Source organism: Streptomyces sp. NPDC005931 (assembly GCF_042871235.1).
Lineage (GTDB): Bacteria > Actinomycetota > Actinomycetes > Streptomycetales > Streptomycetaceae > Streptomyces.
Map to the genome: position 1 here is coordinate 27,938 of NZ_JBIAIG010000013.1, position 24,284 is coordinate 52,221.

Here is a 24,284-nt window from a genome sequence, read left to right on the forward strand (position 1 = left end):
GATGTCCAGCGCCGGGCAGTGGTTCCACCCCGTGGAGCCCTCGCCCGACGCGTCCGTCCGCCTGTTCCTGCTGCCCCACGCGGGCAGCGGCGCCATCATCTACCGCGACTGGGAACGTCTGCTGCCGCCGGACATCACCCCCCAGGCCGTGACCCTGCCCGGCCGTCACAACCGCCGGGAGGAGCCGACCTACGAGGAGTTCTGGCCGTTGCTGGACGCCCTGCACGAGGCGATCCTCGACGATCTCGACGAGCGGCCCTTCGCCCTCTTCGGTCACTGCCTCGGCGCGCAGCTGGCGTTCCGGCTGGCGATCCGCATGGAGGAGGACGGCGGGCCGACGCCGGTGATGATCGGCATGTCCGGCTGGTCACCCGAGGGCTTCTTCCAGCCGACGGAGGAGCAGAGCCGCATGCCGGAGCCCGAACTCGTCGAGTGGATCAAGAAGTTGGGTTCCTTCCCGGCGGAGATCTACGACAACCCGGAGATGCTCGCCCTGGTCGTACCGGCACTGCGCGCCGACTTGAGGGTCGCCGCCCAGTACGTCGACGACGGAGCCGGAGTCCGCTGCCCGCTCGCCTCCTACGGCGGTCGCTCCGACCCGCTGCAGGAGGCCCCGGACGCCATGACCCACTGGGCCGGGCGCACCCCCGCCTACCTCGGCCACAACGAGTACGAGGGCGGCCACTTCTACATCGACACCCATGCCCAGGCCGTCACCGCGCACTTCGCGCACCGGCTCCAGAAGCTGGCCGCCGAGTCGGCACGCTGACGGACCGCGCCGGCCGGCGCCGCGTCGCCAGGGCGCGGGACGGACCCGAGGACAGTCGTTCCGGGGCCGTCCCGCGCCCTTCCGCGTGCCGGGGACACCCTCCGGTGCGCACCGCCGGTCCGGCCGCCGCCGGTCGGCCCGCCGCCCCGACCGGCAGCAAGCGCCGACGCCTTGGCCGGCATCGGTCGCCCGACGCGTACGGGGCTCGCTCCCACCCCGACGCCTTGGCCGGCATCCGTCGCCCGACGCCTCGACCGGCATCCGTTGTCCGCCGCGTACGGGCATCCACCCCGAGGCCTTGGTCGGCATCGGCCGTCCGACGCGTACGGGGCTCCCACCCCGACGCCTCGACCGGCATCCGCTCCGACCCCTCTACGGGCGTCCGCGACTCCTCGCGGGCGCCCGTCAGTGTCGTATCAGCCACACGTCATTCCCGCCCCCCACGATGGCCCCACCGAAAGAACTCGGCCAATCGGAGGTTGGAGATGACCGGAATCTTGCGTTCCCCCGTGGAGGAGCCGGCGGAGTGGCCCATGGTGCGCACCGACCCCTACTCACCGCCCGACGCCTACGCCGAACTGCGCCAGGGACCGCCGGTCAAGGTGCGCATCCGCACCGGCGAGGCCTGGCTCGTGACCCGCTACGAGGACGTGCGGCGGGTGCTGACCGACGAGCGGTTCAGCTCGGACGACACGCTGCCCGGCTTCCCGGTCCGCATCCAGTTGCCGCCCGCGCCGCGGGTGATGTCCTTCACCCGCATGGACGGCGAGGAGCACAACCGGCTGCGGCGCATGGTGATGCCCGAGTTCACCGCCCGGGCGACCCGTCGGCTGCGTCCTCAGGTGGAGGCGCTCGTGGACCGCCTGCTCGACGAACTGGCCGAGGGGCCCCGCCCCGTCGACCTGGTCGCCCGGCTCTCCCTGCGGCTGCCGTCGCTGGTCATAGCCCGGATGCTCGGCGTCCCGGAGTCCGACGAGGTCGACTTCACCGACCTGAGCCAGGCCGTCCTCTCCCAGGACGCCTCGCCCGAGGAGATACTCGCCGCCTTCGTCCGGATGACGGAGTACCTGGACGGCCTGATCACCGCCAAGCTGAACAGGCCCGCCGACGACCTGTTGAGCCGGCTGGCCACCCAGTACCTGGCGACCGGCGAGCTGAGCCGCGAGGACCTCGTGGCGATGGCCCGGCTGCTGCTCGTGGCCGGTCACGAGACCACGGCCCACCAGCTCAGCCTGAGCGTGGCGGTCCTGCTGCGCCACCCCGAGCAGCTGGCGGACCTGCGCCGCGATCCCTCGCTGTTCGGCAGCGCCGTCGAGGAACTGCTGCGGTACTGGTCCATCACCCAGGACAACCAGGTCCGTGTCGCCGTCGCCGACACCGAGGTGGGCGGCGTGCGGATCCCCCGGGGCGCGGGAGTGATCCTCGCCTACCCGAGCGCCAACCACGACGAGGCCGTCTTCGCCGACGGCGGCCGGTTCGACATCCGGCGCGAGGACGCCTCGCGCCACATCGCCTTCGGTCACGGCCGGCATCTGTGCCCGGGTGCCCCGCTCGCGCGGATGGAGCTGGAGCTGTGCCTGCGGGCCCTGTTCGAGCGCTTCCCCGCACTGCGCCTGGCGGACGTGCCCGAACCGGTGGTGTTCCGGCAGAACACCATCAACTACGGCCTGACCGCCCTGCACGTCACCTGGTAATAGCCCGCCCCACCGGGCAACCGAGAGGGCCGTGCCCCACCGCGGCCCCGCCCCCCACCAGCCGCCGCCGGCCCCGCGACCGGCGGTTTCCTGCTGTCAGCACCCGGTCAGCCGCGCATCAGTTCTCCTTGGCAAAGTCATGACCAAACGCAGCATCCCCCCACCGGCTCGCACGGGACCCCGACCGGGCCCACCCGTGTGTCAGCGCTGCGTCAGTGCCGTGTCAGTGCGCTGCGCGACCGTGGGGGTGGAGCCCGTGTGCGTCACTCAGGGGACGGACCCCCCCGGTGAGCGCGCGAGCCCGCCCGTCCGGTCCGTCAGCGGAGTGAGAGTCGGTGGCGAGCAACACCATTGCCCCCCATCCCTGGAGGACGAGCATGTCTCTCGCGGACCGAACCGACGTCCTGGACTGGCCCTTCGCCCGTACCGAGGACGGCAGCCCGCCTCCGGTCCTCGCCGAGCTGCGCAAGTCGCCCCCCTGCGTGGTGCGCATCCCCGAAGGAGCCGCGGAAGCCCGGCTCGCCTGGCTCGTGACCCGCTACGCCGACGTACGGCAGGCCCTGGCCGACCCCCGGCTGAGCGCCGACGAGACCTTACCGGGCGCCCCCGTGCGCATCCAGGTGCCGCCCGGCGGGAACCCCAGCTCCTTCCTGCGCCTGGACGACCCGGAACACGCGCGGTTGCGCGGCATGATCCAGACCGAGTTCACCGCCCGCCGCGTGAAGCGGCTGCGGGAACCGATCCAGCGGCTGGTGGACGAACTCCTCGACGACCTGGAGGCCCAGCCCCAGCCCGCCGACCTGCACGCCGTCTTCTCCCGGGCGCTGCCCACCCTCGTCGTCGCACGGCTGCTGGGCGTGCCCGACGAGGACTCCCCGTTCTTCATCGAGAAGACCCGCGTCACCATCTCCCAGGAGGACCCGGCCGTCTCCCAGGCCGCGTACGCCGAGATGTCCGAGTACCTCGCCAAGCTCGCGCTGCGCAAGCTCAGCGACCCCGGTGACGACCTGATCAGCCGGCTCGCCGTCGACCACCACGCGACCGGCGCCCTCACCCTGGACGAACTCGTCGGCATCGCCCGCCTCGTGCTGGTCGCGGGCCACGAGACCACCACCAACCAGATCGCCCTCAACATCCTCGCCCTGCTGCGCGACGACGAGCTGCGCGCCCAGGTCACCGCGGACGACGGCGAGCTGATCCCCCAGTTCATCGAGGAGTCGATGCGCTACTGGTCGATCTCCCAGGACGCCATGGTGCGGCTGGCCGTGGAGGACCTCGAGATCGGCGGCGTGACCGTCGAGAAGGGCGACGCCGTCGTCATCTCGGTGCCCGCCGGCAACCACGACGAGACCGTCTTCGCCTGTCCGCACCGGCTCGACCCCCGCCGCGACGCCGGTGGCCACCTCCAGTGGGGCCACGGCCCCCACTACTGCCAGGGCGCCCCCCTGGCCCGGCTGGAGATGGAGCTGTCCCTGCGCTCCCTGCTGCGCCGCTTCCCGGACCTCCGGCTCGCCGCCGACCCCCGCACGCTCTTCCGCCGCGGCACCGTCTTCCACGGTGTCACTCATCTCCCCGTCACGTGGTGACCGCGGGAGCCCGTCCCTCCGGCCGGACACCGGCCGGAGGCACCCAACGAGAGATCAAGGAAACGGAGTCGTCATGACTTCTGAAGCAATCCCGGACATCGCCGTCGAGGAGCGTGCGAGGACGGCCCCGGACGGTGCACCGGCCGCCGCCCCCTCGGCCGGTGCCCTCCTGGTGGTCCTCGTCGGGACGTTCATCACGGTGCTGGACTTCTTCATCGCCAACGTGGCCATTCCGGCCATCAAGGCCGACCTGGGCGCCACCGCCACACAGGCCCAGATGATCGTCGTCGGCTACGGCGTGGCCTTCACCGCCGGCCTGATCACCGGCGGCCGGCTCGGCGACCTCTACGGCCGCAGGCGCATGTTCGCCCTCGGCATGGCGCTGTTCATGCTGGCCTCGGCGGTGTGCAGCTTCGCCCCCTCGGTGACCGTCCTCGTCGTGGCCCGCATCGCCCAGGGAGCCTCGGCGGCCCTGATGGTGCCGCAGGTGCTCGGCATCATCGGGACGGTCTACACCGGCGCGGCCCGCGACCGCGCCTTCACGGTCTACGGCCTGGTCATCGGACTCGCCGGTGTCTTCGGCCAGTTGATCGGCGGGGCCCTGATCACGGTCGACATCGCCGGGCTGAACTGGCGCACGATCTTCGTGATCAACATTCCGCTGTGCCTGCTCTCCCTCGCCTTCACCCGCCGCGTGATCCCGGAATCCCGCGGCGCGGGCGGCACCCGGCTGGACCTGACCGGGGCGCTGCTCGTCACGGTGACCCTCGGCCTGGTGGTGTTCGCCCTGCTCATGGGCGCGGAGCGGGACTGGCCGGTGTGGGTGTGGGAGGCGCTGGGCGGGGCCGCCGTCCTGCTGGCGGCGACCGTGTGGCACCTGCGCCGCCGGGCCGCCGCGGGCCGCAGCCCGTTGATCGCCCCGGGCATGTTCCGCTCCCGGCTGTTCACCGTGGGGCTGATCGCGATGGTGGTCTACTTCCTCGCCATGGCCTCCTTCTTCTTCGTCCTGGCCCTCTACCTGCAACTGGGCCGGGGACTGAGCCCCCTGGACTCCGGGCTGATGTTCCTCTCCGTGGGCGCGGGCTACTTCGGCGCCTCGATCGTCTCCACGCGGGCCGCCGCCACGGTGACGGCCCGCCGGGTGGCCGTCGGCCCGCTGACCCTGGCGGCCGGCTACGGCGCGATCGCCCTGACCGCGAACGGCCTGGACCTGTCAGGCTCCGTACTGTGGCTGCTGCCGGTGCTGCTGGTCGCCGGCATCGGCATGGGCGTGACCACCGGACCGCTCACCAACCTGGTGCTGCGCGGAGCGGTCCCGGAACACGCGGCCGCCGCCTCCGGGCTCCTGAACACCGCCCAGGAGGGCGGCGCGGCCGTCGGCGTGGCGATCGCCGGTGCGGTCTTCTTCCCCGCCCTCGCGGACGCGGGCGGCACGGCGAGCGCCTACCCGCAGGCCTTCGCGGTCACCCTCGTCCCGCTCGTCTGCCTGGGCCTCCTGGCCTCCCTGCTGGTACTGGCGGCCCCCGGCCGCACCGCTCGCACCTGAGCGCCCCGGCCCCGTCGGGCCACCGCGATCACGGGCTCCGGCCACGAGAAGAGAGGCAGGAAGATGCCGTACCTCACCACGCGGGACGGGACGCGGCTGCACTACACCGACTGGGGCGACGGGCGGCCCGTCGTCCTGCTCGGCCCCGCCATGGCGGACTCGCGCATGTGGGAGTTCCAGGCGCCGTTCCTCGCCGGGAACGGGCTGCGGTGCGTCACCTACGACCGGCGCGGCAGCGGCCGTTCGGACATCCCCTGGAGCGGCTACGACTACGACACCCTCGCCGCCGACCTCGCCGACCTGCTGGACCACCTCGACCTCAGGGACACCCTGCTGGTCGGCTACGCGGTCGGCGGCGGGGAATGCGTGCGCTATCTGCACCGGTACGGCTCCGGCCGGGTCGGGAAGCTGGCCCTGGTCGCCTCCACGACGCCGTTCCTGCTGCGCACCCCGGACCATCCCGACGGGCTGGAGTGGGCGCTCTTCGAGGAGATCGAAAGGGCCGTCCGCGCCGACCGGGCCGCCTGGCTGTCCGAGCTGACCGGTCCGTTCTTCGCGGGCCCCGACGCGGACGGGGCACCCATCTCCGAGCAGCTCGCCGCCTGGCTGACCGGCATGTGCCTGGACACCTCGCCCCGGGCCGGGCTCGAGATCTACCGCACCCTGTTCACCACCGACCAGCGCGCGGAGACGGCGGCGGTGCGGGTGCCCACCCTGGTCGTCCACGGCACCGCCGATCTGGCGGCACCGTACGCGTTGTGCGGGACGCGGACCGCCGGGCTGATCCCCGGCAGCACGCTCGTGACGTACGAGGGCGCCGCCCACGGCCTGTTCGCCACCCACGCGGACCGGCTGTGCGACGACCTGCTGGCGTTCGCCAAGGACTGACGTTCGCCAAGGAGCGACATTCGCCAAGGAGTGACGTCCACCGCCTCGCGTCCACCACCCCGCGTGGCGCGGCGGCCCGCGTGCCGGCGCCTCGTCGCCGTGTTCCCGTGCCGCGCCCGGAGCGCGGCGCGCGGGACCACGACGGCAGGACCACGGCAGGACCACGGCGGGACCACGGCGGGACCACGACGACGGGGCCGCGGGGCGGCATCCGCAGGGCGCGGACCGCCCCGGCGCCGTGTCAGCGCCGTGTCAGCGGCCCCCGGCACAGTGGGAGGCGCCGCGGCACCCGGAGCACCACACGGCCCGGACGCTCCGGCGCCGTTGCCGCAGCCGTTGCCGTCAGACGAAGGAGTACGCCCGACATGGCAGAGACCGCAGCCCCGGCTCCCACCCGGGCACTCGTCCTGGGCAACCCCGCGTCCGGCAGCCACTCGCCCCGACTGGTCGAGGAGGTGCGGCAGTTGTGCGCCTCCTGCCTGGAGGGCACCGAGGTGCACCTGACCACCGGGCCGGGCGACGCCACCCTCGCCGTGCGCCGGGCCCTCCAGCGGCCCGACCGCGTCCCGGATCTGATCGTCGTCATCGGCGGCGACGGCACGGTCCGGGAGGCCGTGCAGGGGCTGGTGCCCGCCACCGGTGCCGCCGCGCTCGCGGTGGTGCCCGGGGGCACCGGCAACTCCGGCTACAAGATGCTCTGGGGCGACCGCCCCTGGACCGAATCCCTGAAGGCGATTCTCACCGACTCCGGCATCGGCGGCAGCGTCCGCCTGCGCCACCTCGACCTGGCCCGCCTCGCCGAGACCCGCAACCACGTCTACCTGGGCGCCTGTTCGGGGGTCATCGCGGACGCGCTGATCACCGCCCGCGGGCTGCCGCTGACCGGCCGGGAACGCTACGCCCGCGCCTTCGCCGACACGGCCGCCGGCTACGAGCCGTACCCGGGCCGGGTCACCGTCGACGGCCGGGTCGTGCACGAGGGCCCCACGGTCCTCGCCAACGTCGGCGGCGGACGCTACCGCGGAGGCCGGTTCCTGGTGCTGCCGGACTCCCTGCTCGACGACGGCCTGCTCGACGTCTGTGTCATCGGCGGAGAGGTCGCCGCGGCCGACGTGCCCCGGCTGACCACGACGGCGGAGCACATGACCCACCCGGCGACCGTGTACGCGCGGGGCCGCCGCATCACGGTGGAGCGCACCGACGGGGGCCGGCTCCCGCTCGAGCACGACGGCGAGTACCAGGACGGCATCGGCGCCTCGGCCACCTTCGAGGTGCTGCCCGGCGCCCTCCCGGTCTGGGCGCCGGCCACCCCCGAAGCCACCACGAACCACCTGTCGGAAACAACACAGCACAACACGAGGAGAATCCCCGCATGAGCGACCTGACCACCACCGTCAACCGCTACCTGGCCATCTGGAACGAGGAGGACGCCGACAAGCGCGCCGCGGCCATCGCCGAGCTGTTCACCGCCGACGCCCCGTACATCGACCCGCTCGCCTCGGTGGAGGGCCACGAGGGATTCGCCGCGGTGGTGGCCGGCGCCCGCGACCAGTTCAAGGGTCTGTCCTTCGAACTGCACGGCACGGTCGACGCCCACCACAACCTGGCCCGCTTCCAGTGGGGCCTGGTCACCGAGCCGGGCGCCGAGCCGGTCGCCATCGGCTTCGACGTCCTGGTCACCGACGAGGAGGGCCGCGTCAAGGGCGTCTACGGCTTCCTGGACAAGGTTCCGGCCGCCTGATCCACCCCTGGACGGACCGCGGGAGCACCGACGGCCGGTGCTCCCGCGGCCGTGTCCCGCGACCCGGAGCGTACCCGCCGATGCCGGGGCACACCCGGCCCCGTAGGCAAGGAAGGCACGTCGCGATCATGACCGCTGTACTCGGCGAAAGCGTGGCCCGCGCGTTGTGCGCCGACTGGGGGAGCGCAGCGCCCACCCGTGCCCGCACCTCCTCCGACACCCCGCTGCGCGAACTCTCCCACTGGGCCTCCACCCTGCGCCCCGAGCACATTCCCTGCAGGGTGCTGAAGCTGGCGGCCAGTCAGGTGCTGTCCCAGATCGCCTCCATCCGTGCCGGACTGCAGCACCCCCTCGGACGGCGGCTGGTGGCGGCCTTCGGGCATCCCATGCAGCGCGATCCGCGGGCCGCAGCGGGCGTCTTCGCCGCGCTCGGCTCCTGGCTCAACCTCGACGACACCGCCTACGCCGGACACCTGTCGAACTCCACGGTCGCCGTGCCGCTCGCCTTCGCCTACGCCCGCCGGCTCGACGGACTGTCGCTGTTGACCGCGGTCGTCGCGGCCAACGAGTGCGCGGCCCGGATCACCGCCTCGGCGACCCTCGGGCCGTTGCGCGGTCAGAGCGCCGTGCACACCCACCTGGCCGGCGCGGTGGCCGGCCGGCTGCGCTGCGACCGGGCCCCGGCGGAGGTGTGGGAGAACTCCTTCGGGCTGGCCTTCGGCATGCCCAACTGGCCGCTGATGCGCGCCTTCCTGGCCAGCGACGCCCGCCTGTTCAACACCTTCACGCCGGTGCGCACCGCGATGGACGCCTGCGACGCGGCCTACGCGGGGCTGCGCGGCGCCTCCGACATCATGGAGCACCGCGACGGCTTCCTGGCCCGGTTCGCGACCGTGCCGCTGCCCCAGGCGGTGGCGAAGGGACTGGGCACGCGCTGGCACACCGACACGCTGTCGTTCAAGATGCATCCCGGAGGCCCGGGCATCGACGCCGCCGTGGACTGCGCCACCGAGATCCACAAGGAACTGGGCGGGCTCCGGCCGCGGGACGTGGCCGAGGTGGTGGTGGAGGCGTCCCTGTACACGCTGTTCGCGGGCAGGCGCGCCGCCGGATACGTCACCGGGCCCGGCTCCCCGCTCGGCGCCCTCGTCCTGGACGTGCCCTACCCGGTCGCCACCACGCTCCTGACCGGCGAGTTCACGGTCGACGACTTCTCCTCTCCGCGTCTGGACGACCCCGAGCGCTGGGCGCTGGCCCGGCGCATCCGGCTGGAGCACGACACGGAGATGACCCGCGAGCTCTTCCTGTCCGACGCCCCCTTCGGCGAGGCGGTGCGGGAGGCGGGGGAGGCGGCCGTGCCCTGGCTGCGCGGCTTCGGAGGGGACGAACTGGTCGACCTGCTGGGTCCGCTGAGCTCGGACGGCCGGGACTTCTCCCGGGCGACCAAGGCCACCGGCGCGCGCGTCACCGTCCGGCTGACCGACGGCCGCACGGTCTCCCGCACCCGGCTGGTCCCGGTGGGTGCGGCCGGCCCGGACACCCGGGCCCGGCACGCGGACATGGTGCGCGAGAAGTTCCTGTCGGTCGGTGGTCCCCGTGAGGTGTCCGACTCCCTTGACGGTCTTCACCGCATGCGTCCCCGCGCCGTACGCCGCTGGATAGAGACCGCCTTCCTGGACTGAGCGGCCGGGCCGGCTACGACGCCGGCAGCAGCGCGACGGCCTGCACGATCTCCTCGACCCGCTCCACGATGTCGGCGCGTTCGTTCTGCACCCAGGAGATGTGCTGCGCACCGAAGAAGGACGCCATCAGGACCCTCGCCATCCCCCGGGGCTCGACGTGCTCCGGCAGGCGCCCCGCGGCGCGGCACTCCTGGAGGAGCTCGGTGAGCAGGTCGGTGAAGCCCACGTACGGGACCGGCATCTCGGCCTTGATGTAGGGGCTCTCGATCTGCAGCCGGGCCCCTGCCTGGATGTAGGTGTCGTCGTGGAAACCGTGGGCCCCGCGGATCAGCACGTCGACCACGGTGGCGGGCGAGGAGCGGTCGCCCTCCAGCGCCGGACTGATGAGCTGGGACAGCCGACGGTAGAACTCCTCGGTCACGGCGACCGCGAGAGCCTCCTTGTTGGTGAAGTGGAAGTACACGGCTCCCTTGGTCATGCCGGCGCGGTCGGCGATGTCCTTGATGGTCACGTTCGGGAAGCCGTCCTGCGCGAAGACTTCCGCGGCCGCGTGGAGGATCGTGCGCCGGGTGCGGACGGCTCGCTCCTGCTTGAGGTGTGACGCGTCGTCGTACGGCGTCCCCACCGGAAGGTGCGTGGTCTGCGGTGTGCTGCCTTTGCTCATGACATCCATTTCGCACGTGCGTGACTGTTCCGTGCCGGGCGCCGACGCCCGGTCTGCGTCCATGGGCGGAAGGCGACTCGAGCGTCTCTCGAGCCTTGCAATATTCCTTCCCGAAGGTATATTAATTTTTCGCCGGAAGGCGCCGCACGTCTGATCGATCGCATGGTTCTGGATCTTCCAGTCCGGGGGAGGCGAATCCCAGATGTCAGTTGAGCGCAATCATCTCAGGTACCCGAACCAGCCAGCAATGGCGGCCGCAGGGGACTCCTTGAGCTTTTTGCAACCTGTGATGCGCGAGCTGGTGCATCGCAGTTCGATCGCGGAGGTGTTCATCACCGATGGACTCCGCGTCGACCAGGACGAGTTCGTGGTCGCGGCTCAGTGGCCGCGCGACCACGCCCTCTACCATCCCGACGAGAACCGCCTGAGCGATCCGATGCTGTTCGCCGAGACCCTGCGCCAGGGGATGGGGTACGTGGCGCACCGGTACCGCGGCTTCCGGCTGGGCACCGCCTTCATCGTGCGGGAACTCGGCTTCGAGATCACCGACCACGCACCGCTGCGTGTCGAGGGTGTCCCGCTCGCCGCGGTCCTGGAGGGCCGGTGGGCCTGGGACGGGACGGGCCCGCGGGGGAGGGCCGGGGCGCGCATGGACTTCGGGCTCACGGTGAACGGCCGGGCCTGCGGCCGCGGCAGCGCCAGCATGCTCATGCTCGACGAGCGCCGGTACGGCCTGCTGCGCCGGCTCACCGGGGAGGTCGCGCCCGGCGGCCACGCCGGCGGGCGCGGCGACGCAAGCCGGGTGCCTCCGCACCGGGTCGGACGGCTTCGCTGGCGGGATTGCGTCCTGGAACAGGGCGACGGTGCCGACGACTGGCTGTTGCACGTCGACCGCGGGCACGCGGTGCTCTTCGACCACCCGACGGACCACATTCCGCTGATGGTGCTGATGGAGGGTTTCCGCCAGCTCGGGCACCTCACGGTGCACGAGGCCCACGGCGAGCCGTTCGCCGACCTGTCCTTCGCCCTCTCCGGCGTCACCGTGCAGTGCCATGCCTTCGGCGAGTTCCACCGGCCGACCCGGCTGGTCGTCGAGGAGCGTGAACCGGGAGCCACTCCGCAGGAGGCGTTCCGCCTCCGGATCGCGGCGGTCCAGGACGACACGGTGCTGGCCCGGGCCGAGACGACCTGGGCCTGCGTGGGCACCCGCGCGGCGACGGCGGCCCTGGCGGCCTGGTAGCCGACCGGACGGACCGTCCGCCGGCCGGCGGACGGTCCCTCCCGGACGGCATCGCGGGCCGTCGGAGTCCGCGGCGGCTCACGCCGTGGCTCCGGTGCCCAGGGTGCGGGCCAGAATGTCCCACATCGCGGGCACGCTGGGGCCCGGCCGGTTCCGGTCCGGGTCGACGCCCGCCCAGAACGCCGTGAACAATGCCGCCACGATGAGGTCGGCCAGTGGATCGGCCGGCAGCGTGTCGTCCCACAGGCCGGCCCGCTGCACCTCGCTCACGAGGTGCCGCGCCACCTCCTGGATCCCGGTCAGGACGGGGGCCACACCGCCCGCCGCCCGTGCCGCCTCGACCTCCAGCCGCAGGGCGGCCTGCGCCCTGCGATCCGTCCCGAAGAGCGCGCCGAGCTCGAGCACCAGGGCCTCCAGGCGGCCAGCCGCCGGTCCGGACGACGCCCTGGCCGCGTCCAGCAGGGCGTGCACACCGCGGGACAGATGGTCCGTCAGCGCGGCGGCCAGCTCCTCCTTGCTCGAGAAGTGCCCGTACAGGGCGCCCTTCGTCAGGCCGATCCGGTCGGCGACGCGCTGCAGGTTCGTGTCCGCGTAGCCGAAGCGTGCGAACTCGTACGCGGCGGCGTCCAGGACGCGGTCGTGCGTCCGTAGGGCCCGCGCCTGCTTCGCCACACCGATCACCTCCCTTCATCCGGACACGGCGGTGAGGAGCCGAGCCAAGAAAGATACGTTCACGAAGGAATTCTAGTTGCCGCGCAGGGTCAGTAAAGGAGAAGTGACAGGTGAATGAGCGTCAAACCGCCTCGGCCCAGGGGGCGGGCGAGAGCATGACGGAGGCGCACAGCCGGATCGCGGACGCCGCGACGTCCGCCGGGGCCCACGCGTCCACGGCCGACACCACCGGACGACTGGCCGGGGAGACGGTCACCCTCCTCACCCGGGCGGGATTCGCCCGGCACTTCGTGCCCCGGGCCTGGGAGGGCACCGAGGGCACGTTCACCGAGCTGCTCGCCGCGGTGGCCGCCGTCGGCGAGGGCTGCGCCTCGGCCGCCTGGTGCGCGGCCCTGTGGGCGACGCACGCCAAGTACGCCGCCCACCTTCCTGCCGAGGGACAGCGTGAGCTGTGGGGCCGGTCGCCCGATGTGCGGATCGCGGCGGGGCTGCGCCCCTCCGGCTCGGCCGCACCCCTGCCGGACGGCTGGCTCCTGAGCGGTACCTGGGAGTGCGTCAGCGGGATCACGGACGCCGACTGGCTGCTACTGGCCGCCCCGGTGGCCGGAGGACCCCCGTTGCCGGCTCCCGGGATCCGGCTGTTCGCCGTCCCGGCCGCCTCGGTGCGGATACACCAGTCGTGGTGCAGCACCGGGATGCGCGGCACCGGCAGCCACACGGCGCTCGTGGAGATGCCCGTGGTCGTACCGGAACACCGCACCTGCGCCCTGACGGATGTCATGGCCGGCCTGCCGGGCCCCGGCCGGGCCCACTGCCACACCGCACCGGCGTACCTCGGCGCGGGAGTGCTGATGTGCGCCCCCGCCCTCGGGGCGGCGCGCCGAGCGCTGCGGGAGTGGACCGTCTGGGCTGCCCGGACCCGGTCCCGCACGCGGCCCGACGGGGACCGGGCCGGGCTGCACCTGGTGCTGGCCCAGGTGGCCGACGACATCGAGGCAGCCGAACTGCTGCTGCGGGACGCGGCGCTGCGCGCCGACTCGGGCACCCGCGCCGAGCGGGACGTGGTCCGCAACCGCCGGGTCGCGGCGGCCGCCGCCCAACTCCTCGTCACCGCGGTGGAACGGCTGTTCCGCGAGGCCGGTGTATCCGCCTGCGGCAGCCCGGGACCGCTGGAGCGTGCCTGGCGGGACGTGCACGTCCTCGCCGCGCACCAGGCCCTGCGCCGGGAGACGGCGGCGTTCCAGTACGCGGCTTCGGTCTTCGCCGACCTCGCACCGGCGGACGCGGGTGCGGACGGGGCGGACGCGCTGACACAGGTCATCAGCCAGACCCCCCTGCACGCCGAGGTCAAGGAGACTGCCGGTGTCCACTGAAACGCCCGCCCGCGCGACGCAGTCGCCCGCCCGTGGCACGCACGGCCGGCCCGGCCTTCCCACCGGGCCCGGGCCCGCCGAGCACGGGGACGCGCCCGACCCCCGCCCCCGGACCACCGGTCGCCCGTCCCTGGTCTTCTGCGACGTCGACGAGACCCTGATCCGCTGCAAGAGCGCCGTGGAGTTCCTCCCTCACTACTTCGAGCGGCACCACGGCCCCGACGACGCGCGTCGCGCCACCGAACTGCTCGCGGACCTGACCGGCCGCGTGGCCCGCGGCCTGCCGCGCGAGGAGGCGAACCGCATCTACCACCGGGCATGGCGGGGCTGCCCGGTGGCCCGGGTGGAGGCCGAGGCCCGCCGGTGGTACGAAGAGCGCAGCCGGTCCGCCGACTTCTACATTCCCGCCACGCTCGCCGCACTGCGCCGCCACCAGGCCGAGGGCGCACCCGTCGCCCTGGTCTCCGGCTCCTTCCCTCCGCTGCTGTGGGCCGTCGTGGAGTCGGTCGGGGCGGAGTACGCGCTCGGCGCCCGGCTGGAGCGCTGCGGCCCCGTCCTGACCGGTGAACTGATCGGTGCCCCGGCCATCGGCGAGGGCAAACGCCTCCTGGTCGACCAACTCCTCGCCCGTCATCCGCACGTCGACCCCGCCGACTGCTGGGCATACGGCGACCACCCGTCCGACCTGCCCATGCTGCACGCCGTCGGCCACGCGGTGATGGTCGCCGCCGACGGGTCCCACACACCGGTACGACGCCCTGCCGCCGTGGGCCCCGCCGACGGATGAGGAAGGGACGGCGGGCGGACGGTCGGGTCGGGGCGGCTGCGCCGCCCGCCCCCGGTCCGTCCGGCCGCTGCCCAACCGGCCACGGTCAGCCGTTCCGGACGCACAGGGCTGGTCCGGAGGGCGACGGGGAGGGCCGCGGAGGAGCGAGGTCGCGCGGCGGACGGGGCGCGGGCCCGGCCTTGGGCTCGGACTTCGGCTTCGGTCTCGGCCTCGGTCCCGGTCTCGGCCTCGGTCCCGGCCTCGGTCCCGGTTCCGGCCCTTCGGTCCCGGCCTCGGTCCCGGTCCCGGCCTCGGTCCGGACCCGAGTCCGGGTTCGGCCGTCGGCTCAGGCCGGGCGGGGGCCGCGCCGGTCCCGCCCACGGGACCGCCGGAGCCGGCATCGTGACGCGACGGAGCGGCGAGGGAACTGGTCCGCGTTCGGACGGCGGACATCCGGCGGAGCCCGCCACGCACCTCGGTCAGGGCCGTGGGACGGGCCGGTTCGCTCCCCGGCAGCTCGGCGTGCCGGGCTGCCGGACGGCGACGTACTGCCGAACCCGGTGCGGCCTGGGAGGCCGACGACCGCTGCTGCAGGGCCGATGACCGTGCCATGGCCCCCGGGTGCCGGATTCCTCGAGGCCGCGCCGCCCGCGGCCGGGAAGGTGGTGGGCTTCCGGCGGCGGTGACGGCCCCGAGGCCGACGACGTAACGGTGGCCGCCCGGTCAGAACCCCACACCGCCGTCCGGCGGCGCCCCGCCGGCGACCCGGTCCGTGTCCGCGCCGACGCACGACGGCGTGCCGGCCACCCGGCTGTTCCCGCGTCCGGCAGCCTGAAGGGGACGCGGCACGGGCGGCCGTCGCAGCGGCCGACGGCCCGGTCGGAGGGTGGACGGGCGGCGGAGGCGCTCCGTACCTCCGCTCCCGCGATCCCAGGGTCCGCAGTGGCCACGGATCACAGCAGCCCCGCCTCGCCGAGACGGGCGGCGACCCGCGAGACCGCCGCCCCGTCCAGCGGCACCTGCGGCGCGGCGGTGGCCGCGCAGTCGATGAGGCCGAGCAGCCGGGCCGCGGCCTTGAAGGCGCCGAGCGCGGAGGAACCGGCGCCCATCACGCCCGGATCACCCACCTCGGTCAGTGCGAACAGCGAGGCCAGCCGGTCCTGTTCGGCCCTGGCGGTGTCCCAGTCCCCGGCGAGCGCGGCCTCGTGGAGCCGTACGTACCCCCGGGCGTCGACGTTGCCGAGCCCGGGCACCACTCCGTGGGCGCCCGCCAGCAGGGCGCCGTCCACGGTCAGTTCGGAACCGGTGAGCACAGTGAACGCCGGAACCCGCTCCCGCAGCCCGAGCAGCAGCCGGCGCAGTGAGCCCTCGTCGCCGCTGGAGTCCTTGAGCCCGGCCAGCGTGCCCTCGGCGGCCAGGCCGAGCACCACCTCCCGCGGCAGCTTGGCGTGCACGCTGACCGGGATGTCGTACGCGAACAGCGGTAGATCCGCGCCCGAGCGGATCCGGCGGAAGTGGTCGGCGATCTCAGCGGGATGCGTGCGCATGTAGAAGGGCGCCGTCGCGACCAGCGCGTCGGCACCGGCCCGCACGGCGTCGGCGGCCCGCTCCAGCACGCGCGGGGTGGTGGTGTCGATGACCCCGGCCAGCACCGGGACCCGGCCGGCCACGGCGTCCACCCCCGTCTCCAGCACGGTCCGGCGCTGGGCGTCCGTGAGATGGACGGCCTCGCCGCTGGACCCCAGCAGGAACACGCCGTGCACCCCGGCCACGATCAGGTGCTCGACGAGCCGCCGCAGCGAGAGCACGTCCACGTCGCCGTGCGGAGTGAGGGGAGTGAGGACCGGGGGGACGACGCCGCGCAGGGGCGTGGGCAGGGGCATGGGCTACTCCCTTCCCGCATCGGGGCGGCCGCGAACGCTCCGGCCCCCTGGCGTCCGACCCGGCGTCAGCCGTCCTGCCCGCGGACGCATCAGCCCGCCTGGGCGATCACCGGTGGCGGGCCGCAACACCCGCTCTTAGCTTCGGCACCATGACCAAACGACACTTCGCCTACCTCGCCTGCGCCGGCGCCGTCGTGGCGACCGGCCTCGGGGCCGCCCCGTCGGCCGACCGGCACACCGGACCCACCGTGCACCGGGTGCAGCCCGGTCAGTCCATCCAGAAGGCGGTCGACGCCGCTCGGCCCGGGGACGTCGTCGCCCTCGCCCCCGGCACCTACCAGCAGAGCGTCCGCATCACCGACTCCCGCGTGACGCTGCGCGGCTCGGGCGCCCACCGCACCGTCCTGGTTCCGGCCGCCAACGCCGCCAGGAGCACGGACGCCTGCGCCGCGGCGGGTCACGGAATCTGCGTGGCCGGGACCGACGCCCGACCCGTCGAGCGGGTCACCGTGCGCTCGCTGACCCTGCGCGGCTTCGCCAAGAACGGCCTGTGGGCCACCCGTACCGACCGGCTGACCGTCCAGGCCGTGCACGCCGAGAAGAACGGCCAGTGGGGCATCGCCTCGGAACGCTCCGTGCGCAGCGTGCTCACCCGCAACGTCGTCGAGAAGAACGGCGACGCCGGGCTGTTCGTGTCCAACACCGTCGACACCGAGGAAGGCGCCCGGGACGCCCAGCAGACGGTGATCAGGCACAACCGCATGGCCGGCAACCGTATCGGCGTCACCGTGCGGCGGCTGCGCAACCTCTCCGTCGACCGCAACGAGGCCACCGGCAACTGCGCCGCCGTGTTCGTGGTGGGCGACGAGTCCAAGCCCCGCGCCGGCGCGCTGAGTGTGACCCGCAACCGCATCCACGCCAACAACAAGTACTGCGCCAAGACGGCCCGGCTGCCCTTCCTCCAGGGCTCCGGCATCGTCCTCACCGGTGCCGAGGACACGCTGGTGGCCCGCAACCGGGTCGAGGACAACCGGGGCGCCTCCCCGCTGTCCGGCGGCATCGTGCTGTTCAAGAGCTTCGTCGGCGCCCCCAACGAGCGCAACACCGTCCGCGACAACCTGGTGACCGGCAACAGCCCGGCCGACCTGGCCGACCGGGACACCGCCAAGAGCAACACGTTCAGCGGCAACGCCTGCACGCTCTCCGAGCCCGCCGGAATGTGCTGACCACCACCCACCCCCACCAACGGCACGACAGCAGAAGAAGAGGCACGGATGACGACCGTTGATCCGGCTCCCCCGCCGCCCATGCGGCTGAGGGAGCTCGTTTTCGGGGCGGCGTGCGCCGCCGCCGTACGCGCGGCCGTCCGCCTGGGCGTGGCGGACGCGCTGGACGAGAACACGCCCATGACGGTGGACGACCTGGCCGCGGTGGTGAAGGCACCGCCGCACACCCTGCGCCGGCTGCTGCGCGCCCTGACCTGCCAGGGCGTCTTCGCCGAGAACCCCGACGGCACCTTCTCCCACACGGAGATGTCCCGGCTGCTGCGCGAGGACGACCCGCACAGCCTGCGCTACATCGCCCTGTGGTGCACCGAACCCTGGACCTGGAACGTCTGGCCGCTGCTCGACGAGGCCGTGCGCTCCGGTCGCAGCGTCTTCGAGGACGTGTACGAGCGGGAGTTCTTCGCGTACCTCAACGAGGAGGCCCCCGAATCCGCCCAGGTGTTCAACCGGGCCATGACCACCTCCAGCGAGCAGTCGGCCCGCGACGTGGCGCGCCTGCTCGACCTGGACGACGTGTCCTCGGTCGTGGACATCGGGGGCGGCCAGGGCCATGTCCTCGCCAGCCTGCTGGAGAAGCACCCGCACCTGCACGGCACGCTGCTCGACCTGCCGGGCGTGGTCGAGAACGCTGACCCGCGGCTGCGCGGCATGGGCACGCTCGCCGACCGCGTGAAGCTCGTGGCCGGTGACTGCCGCGAGGACATCCCCGTCCAGGCGGACGTGTACATCATCAAGAACGTCCTGGAGTGGGACGACGACAGCACCCGCAGGGCACTGGCCAACATCCGCCGGGCGGCGCGGCCCGGGGCCCGGGTCGTCGCCATCGAGAACCTGGTGGACGACACCCCGTCGATGCGGTTCACCACCGCCATGGACCTGCTGCTTCTCCTCAACGTCGGCGGTGCCAAGCACACCCGGCAGAGCATGACCGACCGGCTCACCGACGCGGGCCTGGTCCTCGGCGAGGTCCGGCCGGTCAACGCGTACCTGCACGCCTTCGAGTGCAGCGTGCCCGGCTGATCCCCGTCAGTCGGCACGAACCCCGAGGCCGCCGGCCCCGCGACGTACGCGGGACCGGCGGCCTCGAAGGGTGTGCGGCTGTTCCGGGGATCCCCGCTCAGGAACCGGCATCCCGGTCCCAGCGGTAGAAGCACCGGGCCATGGCGTCCGCGGGACTGCGCCACGTCTCCGGGTCGTACGGGCTGACGTAGGCCGCCAGCCGCTCGCTGATGCCCCGGAACTCGGGGTGCCCGGCCACCTTCGCGATGGCGGGCGCCGGGTCCTGCTCGGCCTCGATGAGGTGCAGGTACACGTCGTCACCGAACTGGAAGAGGCTGCGCCGGCGCACGCCGACCAGGTGGGGGAGTTCACCCCGGTCGGAGGCGGCGAACACGTCGGCGATCGCCGGCGCCGAACCGGGCGCCATGCGGGCGACGATCAGGGCGTGGTGCATCGGCTGTCCTTCCTGGACGGTGATGGACGGTGATCAGCGGGAGGAGGCCACGGACGCGGCCTCCTGTTCCCGGGCGGCCTGCTCGATCCGGTCCCGGATCAGTGCCAGCTGGGTGCGTGAATTGCGGTTGATGTTGTCCGTCATCCAGTCGTCGTCGACCGGGGCATCGGGCTTCATCGCGAAGTCCTGCGTCCAGCGCATCTGCACACCGCCCGGGAGCTCGGTGTACTCCCACAGGATGTCCATGAACGCGAAGGGCCCCGTCTCGACGCGGCGCGCGCGCACCGTCCGCTTCTCGCGGTCCGGGGTGCGCTCCGAGACCCAGCTCCACACCTTGCCGTTCTCGTCCGGGTGCATGGTGAGCCGGAAGGTCGTGGTGTCACCCTCGCGGGAGAGCACCTCGACGGAGGCGTACTCGCTGAAGAGGTTCGGCCAGTTCTCCAGGTCGTTGGTCATCTCCCAGACGAGGTCGAAGGGAGCGTCGACGGTGATGCCGTTCTCGGTGTGTCCTGCCACTTCAGGCTCCAGCCGTGAGGGTGGTGTTGACGAGGTCGAGGAATTCGCGGGGCGTCCTGCAGCGCTCGGAGTCGGGGGGAAGCGACCGGCCGTACCGGTTCTCCAGCTCGCCGACGATGCCGAGCAGGCCGAGCGAGTCGAGGCCGAAGGAGTCGAAGGGGGAGCCCGCCGCCTGCTTCAGCTCCTGGGGGTCGACGCTCACTCCGGCCGCCTTCTTCATCAGCGCGGCCAGTTCGTCGAAGGTCACTTCGGTGGTGATCATGAGTGTCTGCTCCTTCCCCGCCCGGTCCTACCGGGCGGATTCGCCACCGCGGCGCACGACCAGCGCCGCGTTGGAGCCCATCAGTCCCCTGCTGAGGACGAGGGCCGTGTTCAGCTCGGCGGGGCGAGCGCGCGACATCACCAGGTCGAGGTCGTGGCAGATGTCGAACACGTTCGGTGTGGGGGGCACCGATCCGTGTTCCATGGCGAGCACCGCGGCGACGGTGTCCAGCACCGGCGCCGCGCAGTAGGCGCGCCCCATACCGGTCTTCGGCGCGGTGACCGGCACCCGCCGTCCGTGCGCTCCGAGGGCGTCGGCGATCGCCAGCGCCTCGGCGCGGTCCGCCTCGGGGACGCCCAGGGCGTCGGCGAACACCACGTCGATCTCCTCGGGCGCGCAGCCCGCCTCGTCGAGGGCGCCGCGGATCGCGCGGGCCAGACCCTCGCGGGACTCCTCCCAGCGGGAGGCACCGGTGAACGTGGCGGCGTGGCCGGCCACCGTGGCGCGAACCGCCACGCCCCGCTCGCGGGCCCGGTCCTCGTCCTCGACGACGAGGACGGCGCCACCCTCCGCGGGCACGAAGCCGCAGGCTGCCTCGGTGAACGGCCGGTAGGCCCGGTCCGGTTCACCCGCCGTGCTCAGCTCGGGGTAGCCGAGCTGGCAGACCATCGAGTACGGGGCCAGCGGAGCCTCCGCCGCCCCCACGATCATCGTGTCGGTGCCGCGCCGCACCGCCCGGGCCGCGTGCGCGAGGGAGTCCAGACCGCCCGCCTCGTCGCTCGCGACCACACCGCAGGGCCCCTTGAAACCGCCACGGATGGAGATCTGACCGGTGCTCGCGGCGTAGAACCAGGCGATCGACTGGTAGGGACCTACGAACTTGGATCCCTGCCCCCAGAGCTTCTGCAGCTCCCGCTGGCCGAATTCGCCGCCTCCGGATCCGGCGGCGGTGACCACACCGATGGAGAACGGCTCCGCGGGGTCACCGCTGCCGAGCCCGGCGTCGTCGACGGCGAGGGCGGCCGCCGCCATCGCGAAGTGGCTGAACCTGTCGGTCTGGACGAGGAACGTCTCCTCGATGAGGGCCGAGGCGTCGAACTCCCTTACCTCACCCGCCACGCGGAGCGGAAGGTGCCCGCAGCCCTCGCGACCGATGCGGTCCAGTACGGTGATGCCCTCGCGGACGGACTTCCAGTAGGCGTCCGTCCGCAGTCCGTTGGGCGCGACCACACCGATGCCGGTGATGGCCGCGCGCCGGGGGCGCTCAGTGTTCATGGTGTCCTCCCGCCCGGCCCGCTCAGCAGCACGGCCGACTGGAAGCCGCCGAACCCGCTGCCGACGGAGAGCACGTTCCTCAGCTTCCGCGGGCGGGCCGTGCGCGGCACGTAGTCCAGGTCGCACTCGGGGTCGGGGGTCTCGTAGTTCGCCGTCGGCGGCACGACCTGGTGCTTCAGGGCGAGGACGCAGGCGACCACCTCGATGGCGCCGATCGCGCCGAGCGAGTGCCCCACCATGGACTTGATGGAGCTCATCGGGGTCTCGTACGCGTGGGCGCCCAGGGACCGCTTCACCGCGGCCGTCTCGTGCCGGTCGTTCTGCCGGGTGCCCGAGCCGTGCGCGTTGACGTAGTCGATCAGCGTGGGGTCGATGCGGGCCTGGTCGAGCGTGGTGTCGATCGCCCGGGCCATCTCCAGCCCCTCGCTGGTCAGACCGGTCATGTGGTAGGCGTTGCCGTAGGTGGCGTAGCCGCTGATCTCGCAGATGATGTCCGCGCCCCGGGCCCGCGCGTGCTCGTACTCCTCCAGGACGAGCACGGCCGCGCCCTCGCCCATCACGAAACCGTCGCGGTGGGCGTCGAAGGGCCGGGAGGCGTGCTCGGGGTCGTCGTTGTTGGGAGAGGTCGCCTTGATGGCGTCGAAGCAGGCCATCGTGATCGGCGAGATCGGCGAGTCCGAGGCGCCCGCGATGCAGACGTCGGCCCGGCCCTCGGTGATGGTGTGGAAGGCGTAACCGACCGCGTCCAGCCCGGAGGTGCAGCCGGTGGAGACCGTCTGCACCGGGCCCCGGGCGCCGAACCGTTCGGCGACGACCGAGGCGAGAGTGCTCGGCGAGAACGCCAGGTGCAGCTGCGGGTCGGCCCGTTCGTGGTCGACGTCCCAGCGCCGTCCGCGCTCGCTGACCAGCACGTAGTCGTGTTCCAGGCGGGTGGTGCCGCCGACCGCGCTGCCCAGGCTGACCGCGGTGCGCCAGGGGTCCTCGGCGTCCATGTCGAGCCCGGCACCGCGCACGGCCTCCCCGGCGGCGGCCACCGCGAACTGGATGTACCGGTCCGCGTGCCGGCACAGGTCCTCGTCGAGGCCGTGCCCGGAGGGGTCGAAGTCGCACTCGGCGGCGATGCGCGAGCGCAGGCCCGCCGGGTCGAACAGGGTGATGCCGCGGGTCGCCGTGCGTCCGGCGGCCAGCAGGTCCCAGAACGCCGTCGCCCCGATGCCGCCGGGAGCGACCACACCGATACCGGTGACGGCCACTCGCCGGGTCATTTTATGGCCCCACTGGGCTCGGACGGCCGGCCGTGCTCCGGCCCGCCGACCGTCAACTGCGGCCCCGGCGGGGCGTCTTCGGTCTCCTCCGTGTCGACGTGACCGAGGCTCGGATGCGGGGCGAGCGGTCCCAGGTGGAAGACCATGCGGGCCTCCTCGTCACCGACGTTGCGGAAGCGGTGCCGCATGTCGATCGGGATCATCAGTCCCTGGTCGGCCCGGAGCGCGAACGGCTCGCCGTCCAGGTCCACCTCGAGCGCGCCGCTGACCACGTACACGAACTCCTCGGAGTACGGGTGATAGTGCTCGCCGATGCGCTCGCCGGGGCCGATGACGGCCAGGCCCATGAAGCCGCTGGTGGACCCGACCGTGGCCGGCGTGAGCAGGGTCCTGAGGTCACCTCCGCGCCGTCGGTTGGGTTCTGTCTCGCTCAGGTCCACGATGCGTGGATGCTGCTTGGACATGGTTGGTACCTCCGGGTGTGGCGGTGACGTCCGCGCGGACACGGCGCGGACGTCACCGCGGTCGACCGTCAGGAATCCGCCGCGCTGCGGTCGGTGACGGGCATCATGTCGGCGTGCGTCAGGAGCCGGTTGAGGGTGCGCTCCGAGTCCAGGGAGCCCTCGACGCCGATCGCTGCACCGTCCAGGAGACGCTCCAGCTCCGCGGCCCTGCCCTCGCCCTTGATGCCGAGGGCGGCGAGGGGATCGAGGTCCAGCTCGCCCGTGACGTCCACGAGGCGGACCACGATGTCGTCGCGCTGGAAGACGGTGCTCGCGTACACCGGGTTGTCCGGATCGTCGGCCGCGGCCTCGTCCTGGTGGGCGAGGAACCGGGCCAGCTCCATGCCGCGGCCCTCGACGGCCGGGTAGTACAGCGCGTGCCGCCGCAGACCGGCGGGTTCCGGCCGCGCGGACGCCACGTGGTGCACGGCCGGCAGCGCGGCCCGGGTGAAGAACACCCGCGCGGAGTCGGGGTCGGTCAGGTCCCTGTCCTGCTCCAGGTAGGGGTTGATGGCCTCCTCGACCGCCCGCACCTCGGGTTGGCGGGCCACGTGGCGCAGGGCCGCCAGCAGGTCGCCCTCGACCTCCACGGCCCGCACGACGCGGTTGCCGTGCATGAACAGGGAGGTGCGGCGCAGCCGCGTGGTGTCGTCGACCTGGGCCTTGGGCGACTTGTACCCGGCCAGCAGTTCGGCGACCTTTGACTCGGAGCCCGGCTTGACGGTGAAGGTGAGGGCGTGACGTGCCACGCCGTCGCCCACCCGGGGCGCCGCCTGGAGCCCGGCCCGCGCCTCCTCGGGAGTGAGGGGCCGGTCCGGCCGGGTCTCACGGATGATGCTGTACCGCATGGAGCGGGTGTCCCGCACGCAGTTGTGCATGGGCCGTACGGTCTCGACGTGCTCCTCGCTGTTCACCCAGGCGAGGAAGGGCGGGGCGCTCTCCCACTCGCTGGTGATCAGCCACTGCGAGGGGTTCTCGATGGACTGGCAGAGCTGGTCACTGATGTGACCGGGGACGGACGCGACCTTGTTGCGCATGTGCTCGTAGGCGTCCAGGAACTCCTGCTGGGCCCCTTCGTACAGGTCGAGCAGCAGGATCACCCGCAGCCTCGAGCCGTCGAACGCCGACTGCGATATGCGTCCCGACGTGGTCATCCGGCGCACCTCTCCTTCTTCCCGGGCCCTGCCCGGAGGTCCTTCACGGAAGGTCAGCAACGACCG

The 24,284-nt window shown here is 72.9% G+C and carries 23 protein-coding genes; 13 read left to right on the forward strand and 10 right to left on the reverse strand.

Features of this window, described 5'->3' with window-relative positions:
* Position 1 precedes the first annotated feature (1 nt).
* The 8 genes from ACFYOV_RS26095 (at position 2) to ACFYOV_RS26130 (ending at position 9,906) form a co-directional block, all read left to right on the forward strand.
* The gene (locus ACFYOV_RS26095; RefSeq protein WP_389091689.1) at positions 2 to 769 is read left to right on the forward strand and encodes a thioesterase II family protein; all 768 of its coding nucleotides are present in this window, start codon (positions 2 to 4) and stop codon (positions 767 to 769) included.
* Positions 770 to 1,254: 485 nt separating this feature from the next.
* Positions 1,255 to 2,463, forward strand: a complete 1,209-nt coding sequence (locus ACFYOV_RS26100) for a cytochrome P450 (RefSeq protein WP_389091319.1) — start codon at positions 1,255 to 1,257, stop codon at positions 2,461 to 2,463.
* Between the two features lie 377 nt (positions 2,464 to 2,840).
* On the forward strand, positions 2,841 to 4,049 hold the full coding sequence (locus ACFYOV_RS26105; RefSeq protein WP_389091321.1) for a cytochrome P450: 1,209 nt from the start codon (positions 2,841 to 2,843) through the stop codon (positions 4,047 to 4,049).
* A gap of 73 nt (positions 4,050 to 4,122) precedes the next feature.
* Complete coding sequence (locus ACFYOV_RS26110) at positions 4,123 to 5,595, forward strand: MFS transporter (RefSeq protein ID WP_389091324.1); 1,473 nt, start codon at positions 4,123 to 4,125, stop codon at positions 5,593 to 5,595.
* 63 nt (positions 5,596 to 5,658) lie between these two features.
* A complete protein-coding gene (locus ACFYOV_RS26115) occupies positions 5,659 to 6,483 on the forward strand; it encodes an alpha/beta fold hydrolase (RefSeq protein WP_389091326.1) in 825 nt (274 codons plus the stop codon).
* 365 nt (positions 6,484 to 6,848) lie between these two features.
* Positions 6,849 to 7,859: a diacylglycerol/lipid kinase family protein gene (locus ACFYOV_RS26120; protein WP_389091329.1), complete on the forward strand. Its 1,011-nt coding sequence runs from the start codon at positions 6,849 to 6,851 to the stop codon at positions 7,857 to 7,859.
* Positions 7,856 to 8,224: a nuclear transport factor 2 family protein gene (locus ACFYOV_RS26125; RefSeq protein ID WP_389091330.1), complete on the forward strand. Its 369-nt coding sequence runs from the start codon at positions 7,856 to 7,858 to the stop codon at positions 8,222 to 8,224. Before ACFYOV_RS26120 ends, ACFYOV_RS26125 begins: the two co-directional genes overlap by 4 nt.
* Positions 8,225 to 8,352: 128 nt before the next feature.
* Positions 8,353 to 9,906 carry an MmgE/PrpD family protein gene (locus ACFYOV_RS26130; RefSeq protein ID WP_389091333.1) on the forward strand — a complete coding sequence of 518 codons (1,554 nt, stop codon included), beginning with the start codon at positions 8,353 to 8,355 and terminating at the stop codon, positions 9,904 to 9,906.
* Between the two features lie 13 nt (positions 9,907 to 9,919).
* On the opposite strand, the gene ACFYOV_RS26135 is transcribed toward ACFYOV_RS26130, so the two are convergent.
* Entirely contained in the window at positions 9,920 to 10,570 is a 651-nt protein-coding gene (locus tag ACFYOV_RS26135) for a ScbR family autoregulator-binding transcription factor (RefSeq protein ID WP_389091336.1), read from the reverse strand.
* Positions 10,571 to 10,859: 289 nt separating this feature from the next.
* On the opposite strand from ACFYOV_RS26135, the gene ACFYOV_RS26140 reads away from it, so the two are divergent.
* The gene (locus ACFYOV_RS26140) at positions 10,860 to 11,810 is read left to right on the forward strand and encodes a ScbA/BarX family gamma-butyrolactone biosynthesis protein (RefSeq protein ID WP_389091338.1); all 951 of its coding nucleotides are present in this window, start codon (positions 10,860 to 10,862) and stop codon (positions 11,808 to 11,810) included.
* Between the two features lie 78 nt (positions 11,811 to 11,888).
* Here ACFYOV_RS26140 and ACFYOV_RS26145 read toward each other — a convergent pair whose 3' ends face one another.
* Positions 11,889 to 12,482, reverse strand: a complete 594-nt coding sequence (locus ACFYOV_RS26145; RefSeq protein ID WP_389091340.1) for a TetR family transcriptional regulator — start codon at positions 12,480 to 12,482, stop codon at positions 11,889 to 11,891.
* A 110-nt stretch (positions 12,483 to 12,592) separates the two neighbouring features.
* Here ACFYOV_RS26145 and ACFYOV_RS26150 point away from each other — a divergent pair, with 110 nt between their 5' ends.
* Entirely contained in the window at positions 12,593 to 13,855 is a 1,263-nt protein-coding gene (locus ACFYOV_RS26150; RefSeq protein ID WP_389091342.1) for an acyl-CoA dehydrogenase family protein, read from the forward strand.
* A complete protein-coding gene (locus tag ACFYOV_RS26155) occupies positions 13,845 to 14,642 on the forward strand; it encodes an HAD family hydrolase (RefSeq protein WP_389091345.1) in 798 nt (265 codons plus the stop codon). Before ACFYOV_RS26150 ends, ACFYOV_RS26155 begins: the two co-directional genes overlap by 11 nt.
* Positions 14,643 to 15,574: 932 nt before the next feature.
* Here the strand turns inward: ACFYOV_RS26155 and ACFYOV_RS26160 are convergent.
* A complete protein-coding gene (locus ACFYOV_RS26160; RefSeq protein ID WP_389091346.1) occupies positions 15,575 to 16,504 on the reverse strand; it encodes a dihydrodipicolinate synthase family protein in 930 nt (309 codons plus the stop codon).
* Between the two features lie 149 nt (positions 16,505 to 16,653).
* Between ACFYOV_RS26160 and ACFYOV_RS26165 the strand changes: the two genes are divergently transcribed.
* Positions 16,654 to 17,730, forward strand: a complete 1,077-nt coding sequence (locus ACFYOV_RS26165; RefSeq protein WP_389091349.1) for a nitrous oxide reductase family maturation protein NosD — start codon at positions 16,654 to 16,656, stop codon at positions 17,728 to 17,730.
* Between the two features lie 48 nt (positions 17,731 to 17,778).
* Positions 17,779 to 18,810: a methyltransferase gene (locus ACFYOV_RS26170; protein ID WP_389091351.1), complete on the forward strand. Its 1,032-nt coding sequence runs from the start codon at positions 17,779 to 17,781 to the stop codon at positions 18,808 to 18,810.
* Between the two features lie 97 nt (positions 18,811 to 18,907).
* On the opposite strand, the gene ACFYOV_RS26175 is transcribed toward ACFYOV_RS26170, so the two are convergent.
* The 7 genes from ACFYOV_RS26175 to ACFYOV_RS26205 all read right to left on the reverse strand — a co-directional run bounded on the left by ACFYOV_RS26175 (position 18,908) and on the right by ACFYOV_RS26205 (position 24,218).
* Positions 18,908 to 19,243, reverse strand: a complete 336-nt coding sequence (locus ACFYOV_RS26175; RefSeq protein ID WP_389091352.1) for a TcmI family type II polyketide cyclase — start codon at positions 19,241 to 19,243, stop codon at positions 18,908 to 18,910.
* 33 nt (positions 19,244 to 19,276) lie between these two features.
* Entirely contained in the window at positions 19,277 to 19,759 is a 483-nt protein-coding gene (locus tag ACFYOV_RS26180; RefSeq protein ID WP_389091354.1) for an SRPBCC family protein, read from the reverse strand.
* Between the two features lies 1 nt (position 19,760).
* Positions 19,761 to 20,021 (reverse strand): acyl carrier protein, encoded by a 261-nt coding sequence (locus tag ACFYOV_RS26185; protein ID WP_389091357.1) that lies wholly within the window; start codon positions 20,019 to 20,021, stop codon positions 19,761 to 19,763.
* Positions 20,022 to 20,048: 27 nt separating this feature from the next.
* The gene (locus ACFYOV_RS26190) at positions 20,049 to 21,296 is read right to left on the reverse strand and encodes a ketosynthase chain-length factor (protein WP_389091359.1); all 1,248 of its coding nucleotides are present in this window, start codon (positions 21,294 to 21,296) and stop codon (positions 20,049 to 20,051) included.
* A complete protein-coding gene (locus ACFYOV_RS26195) occupies positions 21,293 to 22,561 on the reverse strand; it encodes a beta-ketoacyl-[acyl-carrier-protein] synthase family protein (RefSeq protein WP_389091362.1) in 1,269 nt (422 codons plus the stop codon). The genes ACFYOV_RS26190 and ACFYOV_RS26195 overlap by 4 nt, the downstream gene beginning before the upstream one ends.
* The gene (locus tag ACFYOV_RS26200; protein WP_389091364.1) at positions 22,558 to 23,025 is read right to left on the reverse strand and encodes a cupin domain-containing protein; all 468 of its coding nucleotides are present in this window, start codon (positions 23,023 to 23,025) and stop codon (positions 22,558 to 22,560) included. Before ACFYOV_RS26200 ends, ACFYOV_RS26195 begins: the two co-directional genes overlap by 4 nt.
* A gap of 68 nt (positions 23,026 to 23,093) precedes the next feature.
* The gene (locus tag ACFYOV_RS26205) at positions 23,094 to 24,218 is read right to left on the reverse strand and encodes a SchA/CurD-like domain-containing protein (RefSeq protein ID WP_389091366.1); all 1,125 of its coding nucleotides are present in this window, start codon (positions 24,216 to 24,218) and stop codon (positions 23,094 to 23,096) included.
* Between the last annotated feature and the right edge of the window lie 66 nt (positions 24,219 to 24,284).